The sequence below is a fragment of the Pseudomonas sp. m6p genome (assembly GCF_055760375.1).
On record NZ_CM147084.1, the window covers coordinates 1,167,884 to 1,187,415 of the forward strand.

18 protein-coding genes are annotated in these 19,532 nt (G+C 60.9%); 10 read left to right on the forward strand and 8 right to left on the reverse strand.

The window, feature by feature from the left end:
* The first annotated feature begins 176 nt into the window (after positions 1-176).
* From ACYZUM_RS05535 to ACYZUM_RS05550, 4 genes are all read left to right on the forward strand, one after another.
* A complete protein-coding gene (locus tag ACYZUM_RS05535; RefSeq protein WP_007960728.1) occupies positions 177-545 on the forward strand; it encodes a glycine zipper domain-containing protein in 369 nt (122 codons plus the stop codon).
* Positions 546-679: 134 nt separating this feature from the next.
* Positions 680-1,105 carry a YMGG-like glycine zipper-containing protein gene (locus tag ACYZUM_RS05540; protein WP_041067599.1) on the forward strand — a complete coding sequence of 142 codons (426 nt, stop codon included), beginning with the start codon at positions 680-682 and terminating at the stop codon, positions 1,103-1,105.
* 123 nt (positions 1,106-1,228) lie between these two features.
* Positions 1,229-1,396: a hypothetical protein gene (locus tag ACYZUM_RS05545; RefSeq protein WP_174377150.1), complete on the forward strand. Its 168-nt coding sequence runs from the start codon at positions 1,229-1,231 to the stop codon at positions 1,394-1,396.
* Between the two features lie 274 nt (positions 1,397-1,670).
* Positions 1,671-2,366: an HAD-IA family hydrolase gene (locus ACYZUM_RS05550; protein WP_108182142.1), complete on the forward strand. Its 696-nt coding sequence runs from the start codon at positions 1,671-1,673 to the stop codon at positions 2,364-2,366.
* A 78-nt stretch (positions 2,367-2,444) separates the two neighbouring features.
* On the opposite strand, the gene ACYZUM_RS05555 is transcribed toward ACYZUM_RS05550, so the two are convergent.
* Positions 2,445-3,191, reverse strand: coding sequence for a 3-oxoacyl-ACP reductase family protein (locus ACYZUM_RS05555; protein WP_086794940.1), 747 nt, complete (start codon positions 3,189-3,191; stop codon positions 2,445-2,447).
* A 126-nt stretch (positions 3,192-3,317) separates the two neighbouring features.
* Between ACYZUM_RS05555 and ACYZUM_RS05560 the strand changes: the two genes are divergently transcribed.
* The gene (locus ACYZUM_RS05560) at positions 3,318-4,244 is read left to right on the forward strand and encodes a LysR family transcriptional regulator (protein ID WP_041067885.1); all 927 of its coding nucleotides are present in this window, start codon (positions 3,318-3,320) and stop codon (positions 4,242-4,244) included.
* 133 nt (positions 4,245-4,377) lie between these two features.
* Here the strand turns inward: ACYZUM_RS05560 and ACYZUM_RS05565 are convergent, their stop codons facing one another.
* From ACYZUM_RS05565 to ACYZUM_RS05575, 3 genes are all read right to left on the reverse strand, one after another.
* Positions 4,378-5,106 (reverse strand): aspartate/glutamate racemase family protein, encoded by a 729-nt coding sequence (locus ACYZUM_RS05565; RefSeq protein ID WP_041067608.1) that lies wholly within the window; start codon positions 5,104-5,106, stop codon positions 4,378-4,380.
* Positions 5,107-5,159: 53 nt separating this feature from the next.
* A complete protein-coding gene (locus ACYZUM_RS05570) occupies positions 5,160-6,698 on the reverse strand; it encodes an NCS1 family nucleobase:cation symporter-1 (protein WP_108182143.1) in 1,539 nt (512 codons plus the stop codon).
* Between the two features lie 579 nt (positions 6,699-7,277).
* Positions 7,278-8,012 (reverse strand): phosphoadenylyl-sulfate reductase, encoded by a 735-nt coding sequence (locus ACYZUM_RS05575; RefSeq protein ID WP_108182144.1) that lies wholly within the window; start codon positions 8,010-8,012, stop codon positions 7,278-7,280.
* A 163-nt stretch (positions 8,013-8,175) separates the two neighbouring features.
* Here ACYZUM_RS05575 and thrH point away from each other — a divergent pair, with 163 nt between their 5' ends.
* Positions 8,176-8,793, forward strand: a complete 618-nt coding sequence (gene thrH, locus ACYZUM_RS05580) for a bifunctional phosphoserine phosphatase/homoserine phosphotransferase ThrH (RefSeq protein ID WP_041067615.1) — start codon at positions 8,176-8,178, stop codon at positions 8,791-8,793.
* A gap of 112 nt (positions 8,794-8,905) precedes the next feature.
* Here thrH and pabB read toward each other — a convergent pair whose 3' ends face one another.
* The 4 genes from pabB to rloA all read right to left on the reverse strand — a co-directional run bounded on the left by pabB (position 8,906) and on the right by rloA (position 13,526).
* Positions 8,906-10,249, reverse strand: coding sequence for an aminodeoxychorismate synthase component I (gene pabB, locus ACYZUM_RS05585; RefSeq protein WP_108182145.1), 1,344 nt, complete (start codon positions 10,247-10,249; stop codon positions 8,906-8,908).
* A gap of 213 nt (positions 10,250-10,462) precedes the next feature.
* Complete coding sequence (locus tag ACYZUM_RS05590) at positions 10,463-11,449, reverse strand: alpha-L-glutamate ligase-like protein (protein WP_108182146.1); 987 nt, start codon at positions 11,447-11,449, stop codon at positions 10,463-10,465.
* Positions 11,449-12,984, reverse strand: a complete 1,536-nt coding sequence (gene rloB / locus ACYZUM_RS05595) for an osmotic stress tolerance membrane protein RloB (protein WP_041067624.1) — start codon at positions 12,982-12,984, stop codon at positions 11,449-11,451. The genes ACYZUM_RS05590 and rloB overlap by 1 nt, the downstream gene beginning before the upstream one ends.
* A 5-nt stretch (positions 12,985-12,989) precedes the next feature.
* The gene (rloA, locus tag ACYZUM_RS05600; protein WP_025110318.1) at positions 12,990-13,526 is read right to left on the reverse strand and encodes a retropepsin-like aspartic peptidase RloA; all 537 of its coding nucleotides are present in this window, start codon (positions 13,524-13,526) and stop codon (positions 12,990-12,992) included.
* 291 nt (positions 13,527-13,817) lie between these two features.
* Between rloA and ACYZUM_RS05605 the strand changes: the two genes are divergently transcribed.
* The 4 genes from ACYZUM_RS05605 (at position 13,818) to acnD (ending at position 19,501) form a co-directional block, all read left to right on the forward strand.
* Entirely contained in the window at positions 13,818-14,540 is a 723-nt protein-coding gene (locus ACYZUM_RS05605; RefSeq protein ID WP_174377155.1) for a GntR family transcriptional regulator, read from the forward strand.
* Positions 14,537-15,427, forward strand: coding sequence for a methylisocitrate lyase (prpB, locus tag ACYZUM_RS05610; RefSeq protein ID WP_041067638.1), 891 nt, complete (start codon positions 14,537-14,539; stop codon positions 15,425-15,427). Before ACYZUM_RS05605 ends, prpB begins: the two co-directional genes overlap by 4 nt.
* Before the next feature lie 146 nt (positions 15,428-15,573).
* Positions 15,574-16,701: a bifunctional 2-methylcitrate synthase/citrate synthase gene (gene prpC, locus ACYZUM_RS05615; RefSeq protein WP_108182147.1), complete on the forward strand. Its 1,128-nt coding sequence runs from the start codon at positions 15,574-15,576 to the stop codon at positions 16,699-16,701.
* A gap of 205 nt (positions 16,702-16,906) precedes the next feature.
* Positions 16,907-19,501: a Fe/S-dependent 2-methylisocitrate dehydratase AcnD gene (gene acnD, locus ACYZUM_RS05620; protein ID WP_108182148.1), complete on the forward strand. Its 2,595-nt coding sequence runs from the start codon at positions 16,907-16,909 to the stop codon at positions 19,499-19,501.
* Positions 19,502-19,532 lie beyond the last annotated feature (31 nt).

Here is a 19,532-nt window from a genome sequence, read left to right on the forward strand (position 1 = left end):
CAAGTCTCCAGCCCGTCTCCCCAGCGGGCTTTTTTTTGCCTGCGATAAAACCTTTTGCCAAATCGCTGTCCAATCGGCGCCAAGTGCTCGGCGGCAGCTGATTTTTCTAGACTTCAGCGCGTCGGCAGCTTTCAATCTCGGCCCCTTTTGATCTCCCTATTTTTGAGGTTTTTGTCATGCGTCTAACATTGCCCGCTCTGGTTCTGGGGCTTCTGGTTGCTCAAGGTGCGGTGGCTGGTGAAGGCACTGCGGCACTCGGCGGCGGTCTGGGTGGCGCGCTGGGTAATGTGGTCGGCCAGAAAATGGGCGGCAGCACCGGCGCGGCGATTGGTGCCGGTGTTGCAGGCGCGGCCGGCAGTGCGATGGCCGCCGGCAAAGGCAGCCGCACCAAGGCGGCTATCGGCGGTGGTGTCGGCGCGGCCGGTGGTTCGGTGATCGGCAACAGCCTGGGCGGCCGAAATGGCGCGACCATTGGCGCCGGCCTGGGTGGCGCGGCCGGTGGTGCCGTCGGCGCCAACCTGTCCAAAGGTCACAAGCGTCACTGATTGCGAACGTTTGTCAGAAAAAGCCCGGCTCGACGCCGGGCTTTTTCATGGCTGAACGTTTTTCCGAAAAATGTCTCCAATCTGACATAGGCCCTGTGGGCATACCGTCCCGATTCGGGAACTGTGAGGTTCAAATGCGTTTGTCATTATCTGCACTGTTTTTCGGATTACTGGTCGCCCAAGGTGCGATGGCCGCCGGCGATGGTAGCGCCGCCGTCGGTGGCGGACTGGGCGGTGTGCTCGGTAACGTGGTCGGTGGCCAGCTCGGCGGCAGCACCGGTGCCGCGGTTGGCGCGGGCGTCGGTGGCGCGGCGGGCAGCGCGGTCGGAGCAAATAAACACAATCGCACCGAAGCCGCCATCGGCGGTGGTCTCGGCGCCGCCGGCGGCTCGGTGGTTGGTAATAGTCTGGGCGGCTCCACCGGCTCCGCCATCGGTGCCGGTTTGGGCGGTGCAGCGGGTGGTGCGGTGGGCAACAACCTGGGTGACGACGGTGGAAGCGGGCATTCCGGCGGGGGTCACAAGCACAACAAGTACAAACACAAAAACCGCCATCATTGATTGAATATTCGAAAGGAAACCCGGCCTGGTGCCGGGTTTTTCGTGTCTGGCGGTCGGACACTGGAACGATTGGCTGTAGGGCTTTTCGAACGTTATACAACCCACCAGACGTAGAGGTTTGCCATGACGCCCGAAACCGAAGGCAAGGAAGAAAAAGGCCCGAGCGGTCTGCCGTTTATCAATGATCCTGGGAACGAGGATCCGGGGTCGCTGATGGATGATGCGACGGTGCCGTTGAATGATGCGGATGAGGCTTTGGACGATTATGAAGAGGAGGAGGACGAGCAGTGATTGCTTGCCTTTCCAATGAGGAATAGCTCGGCTTCTCAGTCGCGCACTCGAAAAAAGTGCGCGGACTTTGCGGGGATCACGAGGTAAAAAAATCGGGAAATCAGGCGTTATCTGTAGGGCATTTCGCTAAACATCAGCGAGTCATTCCGCAGATCGTAAACATTGCCCGTTGCTCAATCTCTGCTGGCCTCGCTATGCTGCTGAACCCATTAATCAGATCCAAGCAGCGGCGCCAGCTGGGCCGCCCGGGATGTTTTTGATAACGGATCCGATGATGAATGCACCGATGAAGACGTTTGGCCCGATCAAGGCCGTGATTTTCGACATGGACGGTTTGCTGCTGGACACCGAAGGCATCTACACCGAGGTCACCTCGCTCATTGCCGAGCGCTATGGGCGGACCTTCGACTGGAGCGTTAAACAGAACATCATCGGTCGCGGCGCCAATGACTTGGCGAACTACGTGGTGCAGGCGCTGGATCTGCCGATCAGCGCTGAAGAGTTTCTGGTGATCCGCGAGCCGCTGATGCGTGAACGCTTTCCCAGGGCCCAGGCGATGCCGGGCGCGGAGGAGCTGATTCGCCACCTCAAGGCACACAACATTCCGATCGCCGTGGGCACCAGTTCGTCGCGGCAGTCGTTCGGCCAGAAAACCACCTTGCACCGCGACTGGTTTGCGCTGTTCGACTTCATTGTGACGGCGGACGACCCGGAAGTCGGCGCAGCCAAGCCAGCGCCGGACATCTTCCTCACTGCGGCCCGGCGTCTGGGTGTCGCGCCTGAGGATTGCCTGGTGTTCGAGGATTCACCATTTGGCGTTACCGCGGCGAAAGCGGCGGGGATGACGGCCATCGCGATCCCCGACGCGGCCATGGCTGATGAAAAATACGCTCACGCCGACGGGATTCTGCGCACGCTCAAGGCGTTCACCCCGAGTGCCTGCGGTTTGCCGGCGCTGGAGTGGGCTTGATCAGCCAATAAGCGCCGATAAAAAACGCCGCCCTCTGCAAAGAGGTGCGGCGTTTTTTGTATCCGGGATTCAGCGCAATCAGGCGCCGAAACCACCGTCGATGGTCAGGCTGGCACCGGTGATGTAACCGGCTTCCGGGCCCACCAGATAGGCGACGAAACCGGCGATTTCATCGGCAGTGCCGTAACGGCCCACCGCCATCAGCGGGATCAGGCTTTCAGCGAAATCACCGTGCGCGGGGTTCATGTCGGTGTCGACCGGGCCGGGTTGCACGTTGTTGATGGTGATGCCGCGCGGGCCGAGGTCGCGGGCCAGGCCTTTGGTCAGACCGACCAGTGCTGATTTGCTCATCGCGTACACACCGCCACCGCCGAAGGGCATGCGGTCAGCGTTGGTGCTGCCGATGTTGACGATGCGCGAGCCTTCGCTCATGTGCTTGGCGGCTTCCTGAGACGCGATGAACACGCTGCGTACGTTGATCGCCAGCGTCTGGTCGAAGTCTTCCAGTTTGAAGTCTTCCAGCGGCGCGATGGCCAGGACGCCGGCGTTGTTCACCAGAATATCCAGGCGGCCAAAGGCTTCGACGGTGGCGCTGACGGCGTTGCGGATAGCACCTTCGTCGGCGCTGTCGGCCTTGATCGCCAACGCTTTGCCGCCGTTGGCGGTGATGCTGTGCTGCAACTCTTCGGCCTTGGCGGTGGAGCTGACGTAGGTGAAGGCGACAGCGGCGCCTTCGGCGGCCAGACGTTTGACGATGGCGGCGCCGATACCACGGGAACCGCCTTGAATCAGAGCGACTTTGCCGCTGAGGTGTTGAGTGGTCATGTTCGATCTCCAGAAAATTCAAGGCGGGGTGCCTTGTTGTTGGAGCCGAGTATCGGCCTCGCATCGACAACCGTGTAGACCATGATTGCTATAGTCTGTGTAAACCAGAAGTTTATAGTGGCGATCATGGAAACTTTCAGCAGTATCGAATGCTTCGTGCGCAGCGCCGAAGTCGGCAGCTTTGCCGAAGCCGCCCGGCGCTTGAGCCTGACCCCGGCCGCCGTCGGCAAGAGTGTGGCGAAGCTCGAGGTGCGGCTCGGTGTACGGCTGTTCCAGCGTAGTACACGCAGCCTGACCCTGACCGAGGCCGGCCAGCTGTTTTTGAGTCAGGTCAGTGGCAGTCTGACGACGATTCAGAATGCGGTGGCCAATCTGTCGAGTGTGGAAGGACTGCCGGCGGGGACGTTGAAAGTCAGCATGGGCACGGTATTCGGGCGTTTGTACATCGTGCCGTTGCTGCAAGAGTTTTTACGTCGGTTTCCGGCGATCAACCCTGACTGGCATTTTGATAACCGTCAGGTCGACTTGATTGGGCAGGGTTTCGATGCGGCGATTGGCGGGGGCTTTGAATTGCCCCAAGGCGTGGTCGCACGCAGATTGGCACCCGCGCATCGTGTGTTGGTGGCGTCTGCTGACTACTTGCAAAAGCACGAGGCGATTGCCGAACCGGACGATCTGCAACGTCACGATGGCATCCTGATTCGTTCGCCGCAAACCGGTCGTGTGCGCTCCTGGCAGTTGATCAGTAGCGGCAGTCAGCTCTGTCAGCCCTTGACCCTGAAGACGCGAATGACCATGAGCGACTCCGAAGCCGCCTGCGCCACGGCAGCGCAGGGGCTGGGGATCGCGCTGGTTAGCATGCCGTTTGCCGTGGGGTATCTGGAGGCTGGCACATTGCAGCGCGTACTGCCGGACTGGTACATCGATGACGGCAACATTTCGATCTACTACGCCGAGCATAAATTGTTGCCAGGCAAGACTCGGGCGTTTGTCGATTTTGTGATTGAGCAGTTTGCGCAGCAGGGGTTGGCTCGGCGGTTCAGTGCTGTTTGAGCAGGACTTTGGGACCGAGGTGTGGCCATCGCGGGCAAGCCACGCTCCCACAGGTTCTTCGTCGTTCACATGATGGTGATACAACGCGAAACCTGTGGGCGCGAGGCTTGCCCGCGATGAACGATAACGCGGTCTACCGGGCAAACCGCTCCGCCCAGCCTATGATCTGCTTCGGCCGGGGCGTCGCATAAGTCCGCACCTTGGACGTCGACAACCCCAGTCGCACCAGCGATTCAGCAATGGTCACCGCCGCCGTCACGCCATCCACCACCGGTACCCCGGTACGGCGGCGGATCTGTTCGTCCAGCCCGGCCATGCCGCCGCAACCCAGGCAAATCACTTCGGCCTTGTCCTGGGTGACTGCCAGTTCCGCCTGTTGCACGATGGCTTCCAGCGCCCGTTGTGGCTCGTGCTCCAGTTCCAGCACCGCCAGACCGCTGGCCCGCACCGATGCACAGCGATCCCACAAGCCGGACAGTTTCAGCCGATCCTCGATCAGCGGCACAGTGCGATCCAGCGTCGTGACCACCGAATAGGCGTGGCCGAGAAACATCGCAGTGCTGGCGGCGGCGTCGGTGATGTCCACCACCGGCACGTTGAGCAGTTCCTGCAAACCTTCGCGACCGTGTTCGCCGTAACCCGCTTGAATCACCGCGTCGAAAGGCTGGTCGTAGGACATCACCCGATCCATCACGGCGATGGCCGCCAGATAACTTTCGAAATTGCCTTCCACCGAGTCGGCGCCGAAGAACGGCGTCAAGCCGACGATTTCCGTGCCGGGAGACGCGACCGTCTGCGCCGAGCGGGCGATGGCCTGGGTGATGGATTCGGTGGTGTTGACGTTGACCACAAGAATACGCATGAGAAGTCCTTATTGCGGGCAGTTCAGCGGCCCAAACCCGGGCCGCAAGGAAGTTAATGGCTGACGTTGTCGACGGCGATCGATTCGCCGCTGACGTCGGCGTAGTGCGGCTGACGTTTGGCGATGATCAGATAGAGCATCGCGGCAATGCCGGCACCCACCAGCCAGGAGAACGGCGAAATGCTGTGGAAACCCGGCACCAGCGCCAGGACAATGGCGATCAACGCTGCTGGAATGAACGCCGCCACCGCGCGGAAATTCACTCCGTGGCTGTAGTAATAAGCGCCGTTGGGATCTTCGCTGTACAACTGCGGGACGTTGATCCGGCCTTTGCGGATCAGCCAGTAGTCGACCATGATCACCCCGTACAGCGGGCCGAGCAGGGCGCCGAGACCTGAGAGGAAATACACGATCACCAGCGGGCTGTTGTAGAGGTTCCACGGCAGGATCAGCACGGCGATGGTCGCGCTGATCAGCCCGGCGCGGCGGAAGGTCAGGTACTTCGGCGCCAGGTTGCTGAGGACGAAGGCCGGGGCGACGAAGTTGGCCATGATGTTCACCGCAACGGTGACGATCAGGAACGCCAGGCAACCGAGCACCAGAAAGAACGTATTTGGAATCGAGGCGATGATTTCGGTCGGGCTTTCGATGATCCGCCCGTTGATCTGAAATTGCGCACCGCAGAGCAGGACGGTGATGGCAGCGAACACCAGAATATTCACCGGCAGGCCCCAGAAATTGCCGACCTTGATGGTCTTGCGGCATGGCGAGGAGCGGGCGAAGTCGCAGAAATTGAGGATCAGCGTGCCGTAGATCGCCAGCCACAGGGCGCCGCCGGCAAAGATATTGCGCCACATCTCGCCACCGGTCAGCGGGTCGCGGATCGACCAGGCAATGGTCGCGTTGGCCTGGGTGTACATCCACGCAGCGAGCGCCGCAACGGTCAGCAGAATCACCGGGCCGGCAAAAGCTTCGTAGCGACGGACCATTTCCATGCCGTAAGCGAGGATCGCCAGCTGCACGAACCAGATCGCCACAAAACACACCCAGCCGAGGGTCGACAGGCCGAGGATCGAGTTGTGGTCGTAATCGGCGAAACCGGGATGAATCGCCGTCAGCAGCACGCGAAACACCACCGACGCCAGATACGTCTGAATGCCGAACCAGGCGATGGCGATCACCGCGCGAATCAACGCCGGAATCTGCGCGCCGTGAATGCCGAAACTGATCCGGCTGATCACCGGAAACGGCACCCCGGTTTTCTGCCCCATGTAGCCGGACAGGTTCATGAAGAAGTACACCAGCGCCGCACCGATACCCAGCGACAACAGAATCTGCCAGCCGCCCAGGCCCAACGCATACAGGCCGATGGCGAACGAGTAGTTGGCGATGTTGTGCACATCGTTGGTCCACAGGGCGAAGATGCTGTACTTGCCCCAGCGCCGCCCTTCGGCCCGGGTCGGTGCGAGGTCGCTGTTGTGCAGGCGTGGGCTCAGTTGACACGGGTCGGCCAGACCCGCGTCGGGCGATGGCTGGTCGAGGGCAGAGGCGGGCAGATTCAACGCGATGTTGTTGGAGAGACTTGTACGCATTCCGGCAGGCTCCTGATGGGCGGGGCCGCGATGACTGTGCATGAGCTCAGGGCTCGACAAATCTTCGTCGCGGCCAGCAGACATCACTGGTTACGGGGCATCTGCAGCCTGTACGGGATAGGGCGCTTCAGGCTTGCGGATCGAAAGTGTGGATAGATGTTTTGCAGTTTTGTATACAAAACATGTATGCACCAAAGCCAGATCTGTGCCAGTTAGCGATCTATGGAGCGCTGCGCTCATTTCGAAAAGTTATCGATAAGCGCTAAGTGGTTGAAAATATTTGGTTATAAATTGACCGATTGAACAGCTATTTATTTTTTGCGGAGGATTTTGCGGAGGTGGCAAGACAGAGGCGCTTTGCCAAGGGATGTAACTTTTCAGGGCGTGAAAGCAAAAAGTGCACACATAAATGGCACCGATGGTGACAATCGTGTGTACACATTTTTTCATGGCACCACGAAGCAAATGAGGGAGCGAGCTTGCTCGCGAAGGCGTCTTTCCAGTCAACAAATCCGGTGACTGTCAGAACGCTTTCGCGAGCAAGCTCGCTCCCACAGGGGGCATCATTGAGGCAGAGATTTACGCCTTGCTGATGATATTCCCCGCATGCAGCCCGCACTCTTTCTGCGTGGCTTCTTCCCACCACCAGCGGCCTTCGCGTTCGTGCTGGTTCGGCAGGACCGGGCGGGTGCACGGTTCGCAGCCGATGCTGATGAAGCCGCGCTCATGCAGGCTGTTGTAGGGCAGCTCAAGCATGCGGATGTAACCCCAGATCTCTTCGCTGGTCATTTGCGCCAGCGGGTTGAATTTGTACAGGGTGCGTTCGGGCGTGGAGAACGCGGTGTCGATCTCCAGCACCGCCACGGCGCTGCGGGTGCCCGGGCTCTGATCGCGGCGCTGGCCGGTGGCCCAGGCTTTGACGCCAGACAGTTTGCGGCGCAGCGGCTCGATCTTGCGGATGCCGCAGCATTCGCCATGACCGTCCTTGTAGAAACTGAACAGGCCTTTTTCCTTCACGAACGGTTCGAGTTTCGTGTAGTCCGGCGACACCAGTTCGATGTCGATCTTGTAGTGCTCGCGCACCTGATCGATGAAGCGATAGGTTTCCGGATGCAGGCGGCCGGTATCGAGGCTGAACACCTTGACGTTCTTGTTCAGCTTCCAGGCCATGTCCACCAGCACCACATCCTCGGCGCCACTGAAGGAGATCCACAGTTCATCACCGAACCCGGCGAACGCGAGTTTCAGGATGTCCTGGGCGGATTTGTTGGCATAGGTCGTGGCGAGTTCCACGACATCGAACGTTGGGCTCATCAGGGCGGCTTCCTACAGGTCGGTGGCGCTGGGCGCTCTATATGGCGCCGATGGTAACAAAAAGCGGCGGAGTAAGGGGCGCCCGCTGCGTTGCGCGGTCGCGGGGGAGTCGCTAGAGTTCGGGCTCGCTCGACTCGATAATCACTACAAACGGGAGTGTCTTGTGGAAATTGCTTGCCTGGATCTTGAAGGGGTACTGGTACCCGAAATCTGGATCGCCTTCGCCGAAAAAACCGGAATCGAATCCCTCAAGGCCACCACCCGGGACATTCCCGATTATGACGTGCTGATGAAGCAGCGTCTGCGCATCCTCGACGAGCACGGCCTGAAACTCTCGGACATTCAGGAAGTGATCGCCACCCTCAAGCCGCTGGATGGCGCGGTGGAGTTCGTTGACTGGCTGCGCGAGCGCTTTCAGGTGGTGATTCTCTCGGACACCTTTTACGAATTCTCCCAGCCGCTGATGCGCCAACTGGGCTTCCCGACCTTGCTCTGCCACCGCCTGATCACTGATGACAGTGGGCGGGTGACCAGCTATCAACTGCGTCAGAAAGACCCCAAGCGTCAGTCGGTGCTGGCATTCAAGAGCCTGTACTACCGAGTGATTGCGGCGGGCGATTCGTATAACGACACGAGCATGCTCGGCGAGGCGGACGCGGGGATTCTGTTCCATGCGCCGGACAACGTGATTCGCGAGTTCCCGCAGTTCCCGGCGGTGCATACGTTTGCCGAGTTGAAGCAGGAGTTCCTCAAGGCTTCGAACCGCGACCTGTCCCTGTAACCCTCAATCCCTCTGTAGGAGCTGCCGAAGGCTGCGATCTTTTGATCTTGATTGTTTAAAAACAGGATCAAAAGATCGCAGCCTTCGGCAGCTCCTACAGGGGTTGCGTCATTCAGAGGTTTTGCAGGGTTTCGAGGAGGATTCGGACCTTGGTAATCGACTCCTGATACTCCGCCTGCCAATCCGAATCAGCCACGATCCCGCCACCCCCCCAGCAACACACCTGCCCATCCTTGACCAACAGACTGCGAATCGCGATGGAGCTGTCCATCTCGCCGCGTACGTCCAGGTACAGCAGCGAGCCGCAATACAACCCGCGTCGCGTCGGCTCCAGTTCGTCGATGATCTGCATCGCGCGGATCTTCGGCGCGCCGGTGATCGAGCCGCCGGGGAAGCTGCCGGCGATCAGGTCGAGTGCGTCGCGGTCATCCGCCAGTTCCCCGGTCACGCTGCTGACCAGGTGATGCACGTTCGGATAGCTTTCCAGGCTGAACAGCTCCGGTACCCGCACCGAGCCGATGCGGCAGGTGCGGCCGAGGTCGTTGCGCAGCAGGTCGACAATCATCAGGTTTTCTGCGCGATCCTTGGGGCTGGCCAGCAGTTCGGCGGCGTTGGCCGCGTCTTCGGCAGGCGTCAGACCGCGCGGCCGAGTGCCTTTGATCGGGCGGGTTTCCACTTGGCGCTGGCTGACTTTGACGAAACGCTCTGGCGACAGACTCAACACCGCGTCGCCGTCGGGCAGGCTCTGGAAACCGGAAAACGGTGTCGGGCAAGCCTCGCGCAACGCGCAGTAGGCCAGCCATGGATCGCCTTGGCAGGTTGCGCGGAAACGCTGGGCGAAGTTGACCTGATAACAGTCGCCGGCCTGGATGTATTGATGAATGCGCTCCAGCGCCTGGCGATAGTCGTCCGGCGAAAGATCGGCAGTCATCGGCGTGTGCAACTTGAACGGCATCAGAGGCGCTGAGGTCGGTTGGCTGAACAGCGCGATCAGCCGTTGCCGCTCGCTGTCGGCCAGGGACGGGTGAAACACCAATTGACTGGTGGCGGTCTGGTGATCGCTGATCAGCGCCCAGTCATACAGGCCGAACCGCGCGTCGGGCAGTTGCAGATCGTCCCGGGCCAGGCTCGGCAGATTCTCCAGATGTCGGCCGAAGTCGTAGCTCAGATAGCCGATCAGGCCGCCGGCGAAAGGCAGGTCATATTCGGCAGGCAGTTGCGCTTCGCCCAGGCGAGTCAGATTATCCCGCAGGCGTTGCAGGAATACGTCGCCGCTTTCATCAGGCAACACCGCCAGTTGTGCCAGCGGCCAGGCGCTGAGCAGGTCATAACGGCCACGGTCGGCACTCGGCCGGCCGCTGTCGAGCAGCACCGCACCGGGCGCATGGCGGATGGCCGCGAAGTAATCGGCGGGGTTGGCACGGTAGGGCAGCGGGTGTACGGAACAGGTCAACATGGGCGGGGCAGATCGGCCATCGAGGCGGGGTGGGGATTGTAGTCCTCTGCGGGAATTGCTCCTAGAGGGGATGTCGGGGATTGGCAGGTTGGGGGCCGAGTTGAAACCTGCGGTGACCGGCAGTCCGCCTTCGCGAGCAGGCTCGCTCCCACATTGGAACGCAATTTCCTGTGGGAGCGAGCCTGCTCGCGAAGGCGGCGACTCGGTACTGGATCAGCCCTCGACCGCCGGAATATGCCCAAACATTTCCTGAGTAAACGCCACCCGCTCTTCAACCGACTCGGTCACACCACGCGCCTTCAGCGCCTCCAGATGTGCCTCGACCGCATGCGTACGCTGAGTCAGCCCGCAGTCGTTGGCTATCTGGATATTCAGCCCCGGCCGCGCATTCAGCTCCAGAATCAGCGGGCCTTTTTCCTGGTCCAGCACCATGTCCACACCGATGTAGCCCAGGCCGCACAGTTCATAACAGCCGGCGGCGAGTTTCATGAAACCGTCCCAGTAGGGCAGTTGCACGCCATCCACCGCGTTGGTGGTGTCGGGGTGTTTGTTGATGATGTTGTTCAGCCAGGTACCGCGCAGGGTCAGGCCGGTGGCGAGATCGACACCGACGCCGATGGCGCCCTGGTGCAGGTTGGCCTTGCCGCCGGACTGACGGGTTGGCAGGCGCAGCATGGCCATCACTGGATAGCCCATCAACACGATGATGCGGATGTCCGGCACGCCTTCGTAGCTGATGCTCTTGAAGATCTGATCCGGGGTCACCCGGTATTCGATCAGTGCACGGTCGCGGTGACCGCCCAGCGAATACAGGCCGGTGAGAATGCTTGAGATGTGGTGCTCGAGCTCTTCGTGGGCAAGGATCTTGCCCGAGACCGTGCGATAGCGGCCTTCGAAGCGGTCGGCGATGACGATGATGCCGTCACCGCCCGCACCTTGAGCCGGCTTGATCACGAAATCGTTGCGCCCGCCGATGATCGCGTCGAGCTTGTCGATTTCCTTCTCCGTGGAGATCACGCCATACAGCTCCGGCACATGAATGCCGGCCTCGATCGCGCGCTCCTTGGTGATGATCTTGTCATCGACGATCGGGTACAGGCTGCGCTTGTTGTACTTGAGCACGTAGTCGGCGTTACGCCGATTGATGCCCATGATGCCCCGCGCCTCCAGAGCCTTCCAGGTCTTCCAGAAACCGAACATCAGGCGTCAGCCTTCTTCAGGAAAGCCTTGAAGCGCACCAGTTCGGTCAGGCGGTAACCGCGATAGCGACCCATCGCCAGCATGAAACCGACCAGAATCAGCAGGATCGCCGGGAAGGTAAACACGAAGTACACCAGCTCCGGCACAGTCATGATCAAGTGCGCCAGGGACGCCGCGAACAGCGTGCCGATCGCCACTTTCATGGCATGGCTGGCGCCGCGTTCTTCCCAGGTGATCGACAGGCGTTCGATGGTCATGGTCAGAATCACCATCGGGAACAGCGCCACCGACAAGCCACGCTCCAGCCCCAGCTTGTGGCTGAACAGGCTGATGGCGGCAATCAGCACCACCACGAAGGTCAACACCACCGACAGGCGCGGCAGCATCTGCAGCTTCAGGTGTTCCAGGTACGACCGTAAGGACAGCCCCAGCGCGGTGATCACGGTAAACAGCAGGATGCCGAAGCCCAGTTGCGTTTCGCGGAAGGCCAGGGCGATCAGCACCGGGGTAAAGGTGCCGAGGGTTTGCAGGCCGATCAGGTTGCGCAGGATCAGGATCACCAGCACGCCGATCGGGATCATCACCATGATCATGAACGTCTGCTGGGTCTGCAGCGGCAGGCCGTACAACGAGTATTCGAGGAAGTTGGCATCGGTGTTTTCGTCGGTCAGCTTGGCCAGACGAATCGCGTTCATCTCGCTGTTGTTCAGGCTGAAGGTCACGTTGGCTTTCTTCGCGCCGTCGACGGTGATCAGGTTTTCATCACCGGTCCACCACAGCAGACGGTCGGTCGGCAGGCCTTGCTCACCGGTTTCCGGATTGAAGTACAGCCAGTCGTTGCCATTGAAGCTGCGCAGCCACAACTCCGGGGTTTGCGGTTGATCGGCAACGAGGCGGATGGTGTGGACTTTTTCTACCGGTACGTGGGCGATCGACAACAGCAGTTCGACGATCTTCGCCTTGTGCGGCGTCGACGGATCGCCGGCCAGCAGCAGTTTGACGTTGTCGTCGTTGACGTTGTTGACGCGTTTGATCGCTTCGCCGATGAAGGTCTCGACGTCGGCCGAGTGCTGGCGGATCGGTGCGAGCAGGGCTTCGGCAGCGATTTTTTCCGGGCCTTCGATGGCGATGCTGTCGCGGAAGGTCGGGCCTTTGATCTTGGATTTTTCTGCGGTATAGCGTTTGGTCAGCACCAGACGGTAATAAAGCGTCTGGTTGCCCTTGGCCCGGCGCGCGGACCAGGTGACCTTGCGGTTGCCGTCGACGCGGTTGACCGCCACGCCGTAATTATTGGAGATAAAGCTTTCGTTGAGGCTGACGTAATCGCGGCTCAGCGGCGGCACGAACATCTGGACTTTCACCGGATCCTTGGTGCTGGCGACGAACTCGACTTTGGCGTCGATGTTCCACAGGTCGTCGGTGGCATCTTCGGTCACCGGTATGCCGAGCACGAAAATCTGATAGGCCGTAACCGAAACGCCCAGGAGCACCAGAATGGTGATCAGGATTTTCAGGTGGAAGGTTAGAGAACGCATGGAAATTACTCGGCGGTATGAGCGGCGATGGTGCAGGCGGGTTTGCCGGCAGCGTATTTAAGACTGGGGTCGACCAGCGCGTCGAAGCGTTTCAGCGCTTCGGAGCCGATCAAAAGCGGATATTGGAACGCACTACGGTCGGTCAGGTTCACTTCGATGCTGCGCAGCGCCGTGCCCATGCAGATGTCCAGCTCGATCACCGGACGCGCGGTGTACTTCTTGCCTTCTTCCGGGTCGTAGTCGCCGGCACGGCGCTTGATCTTGCTGACCCGGGCCAGCGGCCGTTCGATCGGATGCGAATGCGCAGCGTCGATCGCCAGGTAGAAACGCACCCAGGACTCGCCGTTGCGTTTGAAGCGTTTGATGTCGCGGGCACTCAGTGAGGCGGTTTTGGCGCCGGTGTCGAGTTTGGCCGCGACTTGCAGATTGATGCCGTCAAGCGATGCATATTCGTTGAGGCCGTACACGGTTTTTTCCCCCGCCGCGGCGAGGCCGGGCAGGCAAAACAGCGCAAAAAATGTGGGGAAGGGCTTGAGTCTCATAAATCCTGGTGCGCAGCGTTCCGTTTTCGGTTCAGGTTCCTGGCAAAACTTGCGCAAGCGCCTGCGTGTGCCTATCAGCTTTTTATGACAAGCCGTACAAATGGCCAGCAAATGCGGGCGGCATTCTAGCACGGTGGTTTTATGGCGCCAGCGCTCGCGCCGGTCTATAACCCTTGGGGTTGTTGGAGAGGGTTATTAGACGATTGTCGACAATGTAGATTTATCCTTTGACTGATGCGGGCTAATTGGCTAGTTTTTGCCGCATTGGATTTGAAGGTGTCGACAATCATGCTGGATCAACTCGATCCCCCGGTCATCAGCGGCGACGATTCCGAGACGCTCTCGGAAAACGTCTTCCGGCGCATCCAGGCGGCCATCGTCAAAGGTGAGATCGCCCCCGGCAGCAAAATCTCCGAGCCGGAGCTGGCGCGCACCTACGGCATCAGTCGCGGGCCGCTGCGCGAGGCCATTCATCGGCTCGAAGGCCAACGCCTGCTGGTGCGCGTACCGCATGTCGGCGCGCGGGTGGTGTCGCTCAGCCACGCCGAATTGCTCGAACTCTACGAAATCCGCGAATCCCTTGAAGGCATGGCCTGTCGGCTGGCGGCCGAGCGCATGAGCGTCGAAGACATCGACGAACTGCGCCGGGTGCTGGAAACCCACGAGCGCGACGCGGCGTTTCAGGCCGGCGTCGGCTATTACCAGCAGGAAGGCGATTTCGACTTTCACTATCGAATCATTCAGGGCAGCGGCAATCGCACCCTGACCCAGATGCTCTGCGGCGAGTTGTATCAACTGGTGCGCATGTACCGCATCCAGTTTTCCACCACGCCCAATCGGCCACGTCAGGCCTTTGCCGAACACCACCGGATTCTCGATGCCATCGCCGACCGTGACGGCGAGCTCGCGGAATTGTTGATGCGTCGCCACATCGGCGCCTCGAAACGCAACATCGCCCGTCATTACCAGGACGGCGCCGACAATAAGACAGCCACTGAACGAGGTGAGTCATGAGTTCCAAGCAGAACACTCCAGGCCAGCGTTTCCGCGATGCGGTCGCCAGCGAGCATCCATTGCAGGTGGTCGGCGCGATCAACGCCAACCATGCGCTGCTGGCCAAGCGTGCCGGTTTCAAGGCGATCTACCTGTCCGGTGGCGGGGTGGCCGCAGGCTCGCTCGGCGTGCCGGACCTGGGCATCACCGGCCTGGATGACGTGCTGACCGACGTGCGGCGCATTACCGACGTCTGCGACTTGCCGCTGCTGGTGGACGTCGACACCGGTTTCGGCGCCTCGGCGTTCAACGTGGCGCGCACCGTGAAGTCGATGATCAAGTTCGGCGCGGCGGCGATTCACATCGAGGACCAGGTCGGCGCCAAGCGCTGCGGCCACCGACCGAACAAGGAAATCGTCACCCAGCAGGAAATGGTCGACCGCATCAAGGCCGCAGTCGATGCCCGTACCGATGACAGCTTCGTGATCATGGCCCGCACTGACGCGCTGGCGGTTGAAGGTCTGGAGTCGGCACTGGATCGCGCCGCCGCGTGCATCGAGGCCGGCGCCGACATGATCTTCCCGGAAGCCATCACCGAACTTGAGATGTACAAGCTGTTCGCCAACCGGGTGAAGGCACCGATCCTCGCCAACATCACCGAGTTCGGTTCGACGCCGCTGTACACCACCGAGCAACTGGCTGGCGCCGATGTGTCGCTGGTGCTGTATCCGCTGTCGGCGTTCCGCGCTATGAACAAGGCAGCGGAAAACGTCTACACCGCGATCCGCCGCGACGGCACCCAGCAGAATGTCATCGACACCATGCAGACGCGCATGGAGCTTTACGATCGCATCGATTACCACACCTTCGAGCAGAAGCTCGATGCGTTGTTTGCCGCTAAAAAATAAAGGCGAAGATCAAAAGATCGCAGCCTCGTTTCACTCGACAGCTCCTACAGGAACGCGGTCGATGTAGGAGCTGCCGAAGGCTGCGATCTTTTGCCAACAACACCGTAATTGCAGATTCCCTAACAAATTCAAGATTGGAGACAGCAATGGCCGAAGCAAAAGTACTCAGTGGCGCCGGGCTCAGGGGCCAGGTGGCCGGGCAAACCGCACTGTCCACCGTGGGCCAGGCCGGTGCCGGGCTGACCTATCGCGGCTACGACGTGCGTGAACTGGCAGCCGACGCGCAGTTCGAAGAGGTGGCGTACCTGCTGCTGTACGGCGAACTGCCGACCCAGGCGCAACTCGACGCTTACCAGCAAAAGCTGAGCAAGCTGCGCGACCTGCCGCAGGCACTGAAAGAAGTGCTCGAACGCATCCCTGCCGACGCTCACCCGATGGACGTCATGCGCACCGGTTGCTCGTTCCTCGGCAACCTCGAACCGGAGAAAGACTTCTCCGAGCAGCGCGACAAGACCGACCGTCTGCTCGCCGCTTTCCCGGCGATCATGTGCTACTGGTATCGCTTCAGTCACGACGGCAAACGCATCAACTGCGTCAGTGATGAGCCATCGATTGGCGGCCACTTCTTGCACCTGTTGCACGACAAGAAGCCGAGCGAACTGCACGTCAAAGTGATGAACGTGTCGCTGATTCTGTACGCCGAACACGAATTCAACGCCTCGACGTTTACCGCTCGCGTTTGTGCATCGACCCTGTCCGACCTGTATTCCTGCGTTACCGCGGCCATCGGTTCGTTGCGCGGCCCGCTGCACGGTGGCGCCAACGAAGCGGCGATGGAAATGATCGAGCGCTTCTCGTCGCCGGAAGAGGCGATCAAGGGCACCCTCGGCATGCTCGAGCGCAAGGACAAGATCATGGGCTTCGGCCACGCAATCTATAAGGACAGCGATCCGCGCAACGAGGTGATCAAGGGCTGGTCGAAAAAACTCGCCGACGAGGTCGGTGACAAGGTGTTGTTCGCGGTTTCCGAAGCCATCGACAAGACCATGTGGGAGCAGAAAAAACTGTTCCCCAATGCCGACTTCTACCATGCCTCGGCGTACCACTTCATGGGCATCCCGACCAAGCTGTTCACGCCGATCTTCGTCTGCTCGCGCCTGACCGGCTGGGCCGCGCACGTGTTCGAACAGCGCGCCAACAACCGCATCATCCGTCCAAGCGCCGAGTACATCGGCGTCGAACAGCGCAAGTTCGTGCCAATCGAACGTCGCTGAATGGTGAGTACTGAACACTGATCCAGAGGTTCACCGAGGACCCTGTGGGAGCTGGCTTGCCAGCGATGACTGAGTCACATCCAACCTTGATGTCGACTGACCCACCGCTATCGCTGGCAAGCCAGCTCCCACAGGGTTTGGTGTGAACTTCAAGATCAGTGTCCAGCTCACCCTTTGAAACCACCGTGACCCGAGTCCTGACCCGATGAACACAGCATTCCGCAAAAACCTGCCCGGCAGTTCCCTGGATTATTTCGACGTCCGTGCGGCGGTCGAGGCGATTCAGCCCGGCAGTTACGACACCCTGCCGTACACCTCACGCGTGCTGGCGGAAAACCTGGTGCGTCGCTGCGACCCGGCCACGCTCACCGATTCCCTCAAGCAACTGATCGAACGCAAACGCGACCTCGACTTCCCGTGGTTCCCGGCGCGCGTGGTCTGCCACGACATTCTCGGCCAGACCGCGCTCGTGGACCTCGCCGGCCTGCGTGACGCGATTGCCCAGCAGGGTGGCGACCCGGCGCAGGTCAACCCGGTGGTGCCGACGCAACTGATCGTCGACCACTCGCTAGCGGTGGAGGCCGGCGGTTTCGACAAGCAGGCGTTCGAGAAGAACCGCGCCATCGAAGACCGGCGCAACGAAGACCGTTTTCACTTCATCAACTGGACCAAAAAGGCCTTCAAGAACGTCGACGTGATCCCGCCGGGCAACGGCATCATGCACCAGATCAACCTGGAGAAAATGTCCCCGGTGATTCAGGTGCGCGACGGCGTGGCGTTCCCCGACACCTGCGTCGGCACCGACAGCCACACCCCGCACGTCGATGCGCTGGGCGTGATCGCCATCGGCGTCGGTGGCCTCGAAGCCGAGAGCGTGATGCTCGGCCGCGCCTCGTGGATGCGCCTGCCGGAGAGCGTCGGCGTCGAACTGACCGGCAAGCTGCAACCGGGCATCACCGCCACCGACATGGTGCTGGCGTTGACCGAATACCTGCGCAAACAGAAAGTCGTCGGTGCCTGGCTGGAGTTCTTCGGCGAAGGCGCCTCGGCGCTGACCCTCGGCGACCGCGCAACCATCTCCAACATGGCCCCGGAGTACGGCGCCACCGCCGCGATGTTCTACATCGACCAGCAGACCATCGACTACCTGAAACTCACCGGTCGCGAAGACCAGCAAGTGCAGCTCGTCGAGCAGTACGCCAGACTCAACGGCTTGTGGGCCGACAGCCTGAAAGGCGCGCAATACGAGCGTGGCCTGACTTTCGATCTGTCGTCGGTGGTGCGCAACATGGCCGGCCCGAGTAACCCGCACGCCCGCGTCGCGGTGTCGGATCTGGCGGCCAAAGGCATTTCCGGGCAGTGGGATGACGTGCCGGGGCAAATGCCCGATGGCGCGGTGATCATCGCGGCCATCACCAGCTGCACCAACACCAGCAACCCGCGCAACGTGATCGCCGCCGGCCTCTTGGCGCGCAACGCCAATAAGCTGGGGCTGACCCGCAAGCCGTGGGTCAAATCCTCGCTGGCACCGGGGTCGAAAACCGTGGCGCTGTATCTCGATGAGGCGGGGCTGACCACGGAGCTGGAGCAACTCGGTTTCGGCGTCGTCGCGTTTGCCTGCACCACTTGCAACGGCATGTCTGGCGCCCTCGATCTGGTGATCCAGCAAGAGATCATCGACCGCGATCTGTATGCGACGGCCGTGCTCTCCGGCAACCGCAACTTCGACGGCCGCATTCACCCGTACGCCAAGCAGGCGTTCCTCGCTTCGCCGCCGCTGGTGGTCGCTTACGCCATCGCCGGGACCATCCGTTTCGACATTGAAAAAGACGTGCTCGGCGTGGTCGATGGCAAGGAAATCCGCCTGAAAGACATCTGGCCGAGCGACGAAGAAATCGACGCCGTGGTGAAGTCGTCGGTCAAGCCGGAGCAATTCCGTCAGGTCTACATTCCGATGTTCGCCATCCACGAAGACACCGGCCCGAAAGTCGCGCCGCTGTACGACTGGCGCGAGATGAGCACCTACATCCGCCGGCCGCCATACTGGGAAGGCGCGCTGGCCGGCGCCCGTCCGTTGAAGGGCATGCGCCCGCTGGCGGTGCTGCCGGACAACATCACCACCGATCACCTGTCGCCATCGAACGCGATCATGCTCGACAGCGCCGCCGGCGAATACCTGGCGAAAATGGGCCTGCCGGAAGAGGACTTCAACTCGTACGCCACGCACCGTGGCGACCACCTGACCGCGCAGCGTGCAACCTTCGCCAACCCGAAACTGTTCAACGAAATGGTTCAGGAAAACGGCAAGGTCAAGCAAGGCTCGCTGGCCCGCGTTGAGCCGGAAGGCAAGGTGATGCGCATGTGGGAAGCCATCGAAACCTACATGGAGCGCAAGCAGCCGTTGATCATCATTGCCGGCGCCGACTACGGCCAGGGCTCGTCCCGCGACTGGGCGGCGAAAGGCGTGCGTCTGGCAGGCGTGGAAGCGATCGTCGCCGAAGGCTTCGAGCGTATCCACCGCACCAACCTGGTGGGTATGGGCGTGTTGCCGCTGGAATTCAAACCGGGCACCGACCGCAAGACCCTTGGCATCGACGGCAGCGAAACCTACGACGTGATCGGCGCCCGCACACCGCGCGCCGACCTGACGCTGGTGATCCATCGCAAGAACGGTGAGCGCGTCGAAGTGCCGGTGACCTGCCGCCTCGACACCGCCGAAGAAGTGTCGATCTACGAGGCCGGCGGCGTGCTGCAACGCTTCGCTCAGGACTTCCTCGAAGAGTCGGCGGTTGCCGTTTAAATCAACTGATGTGGGCATGGGACTTCAAGTC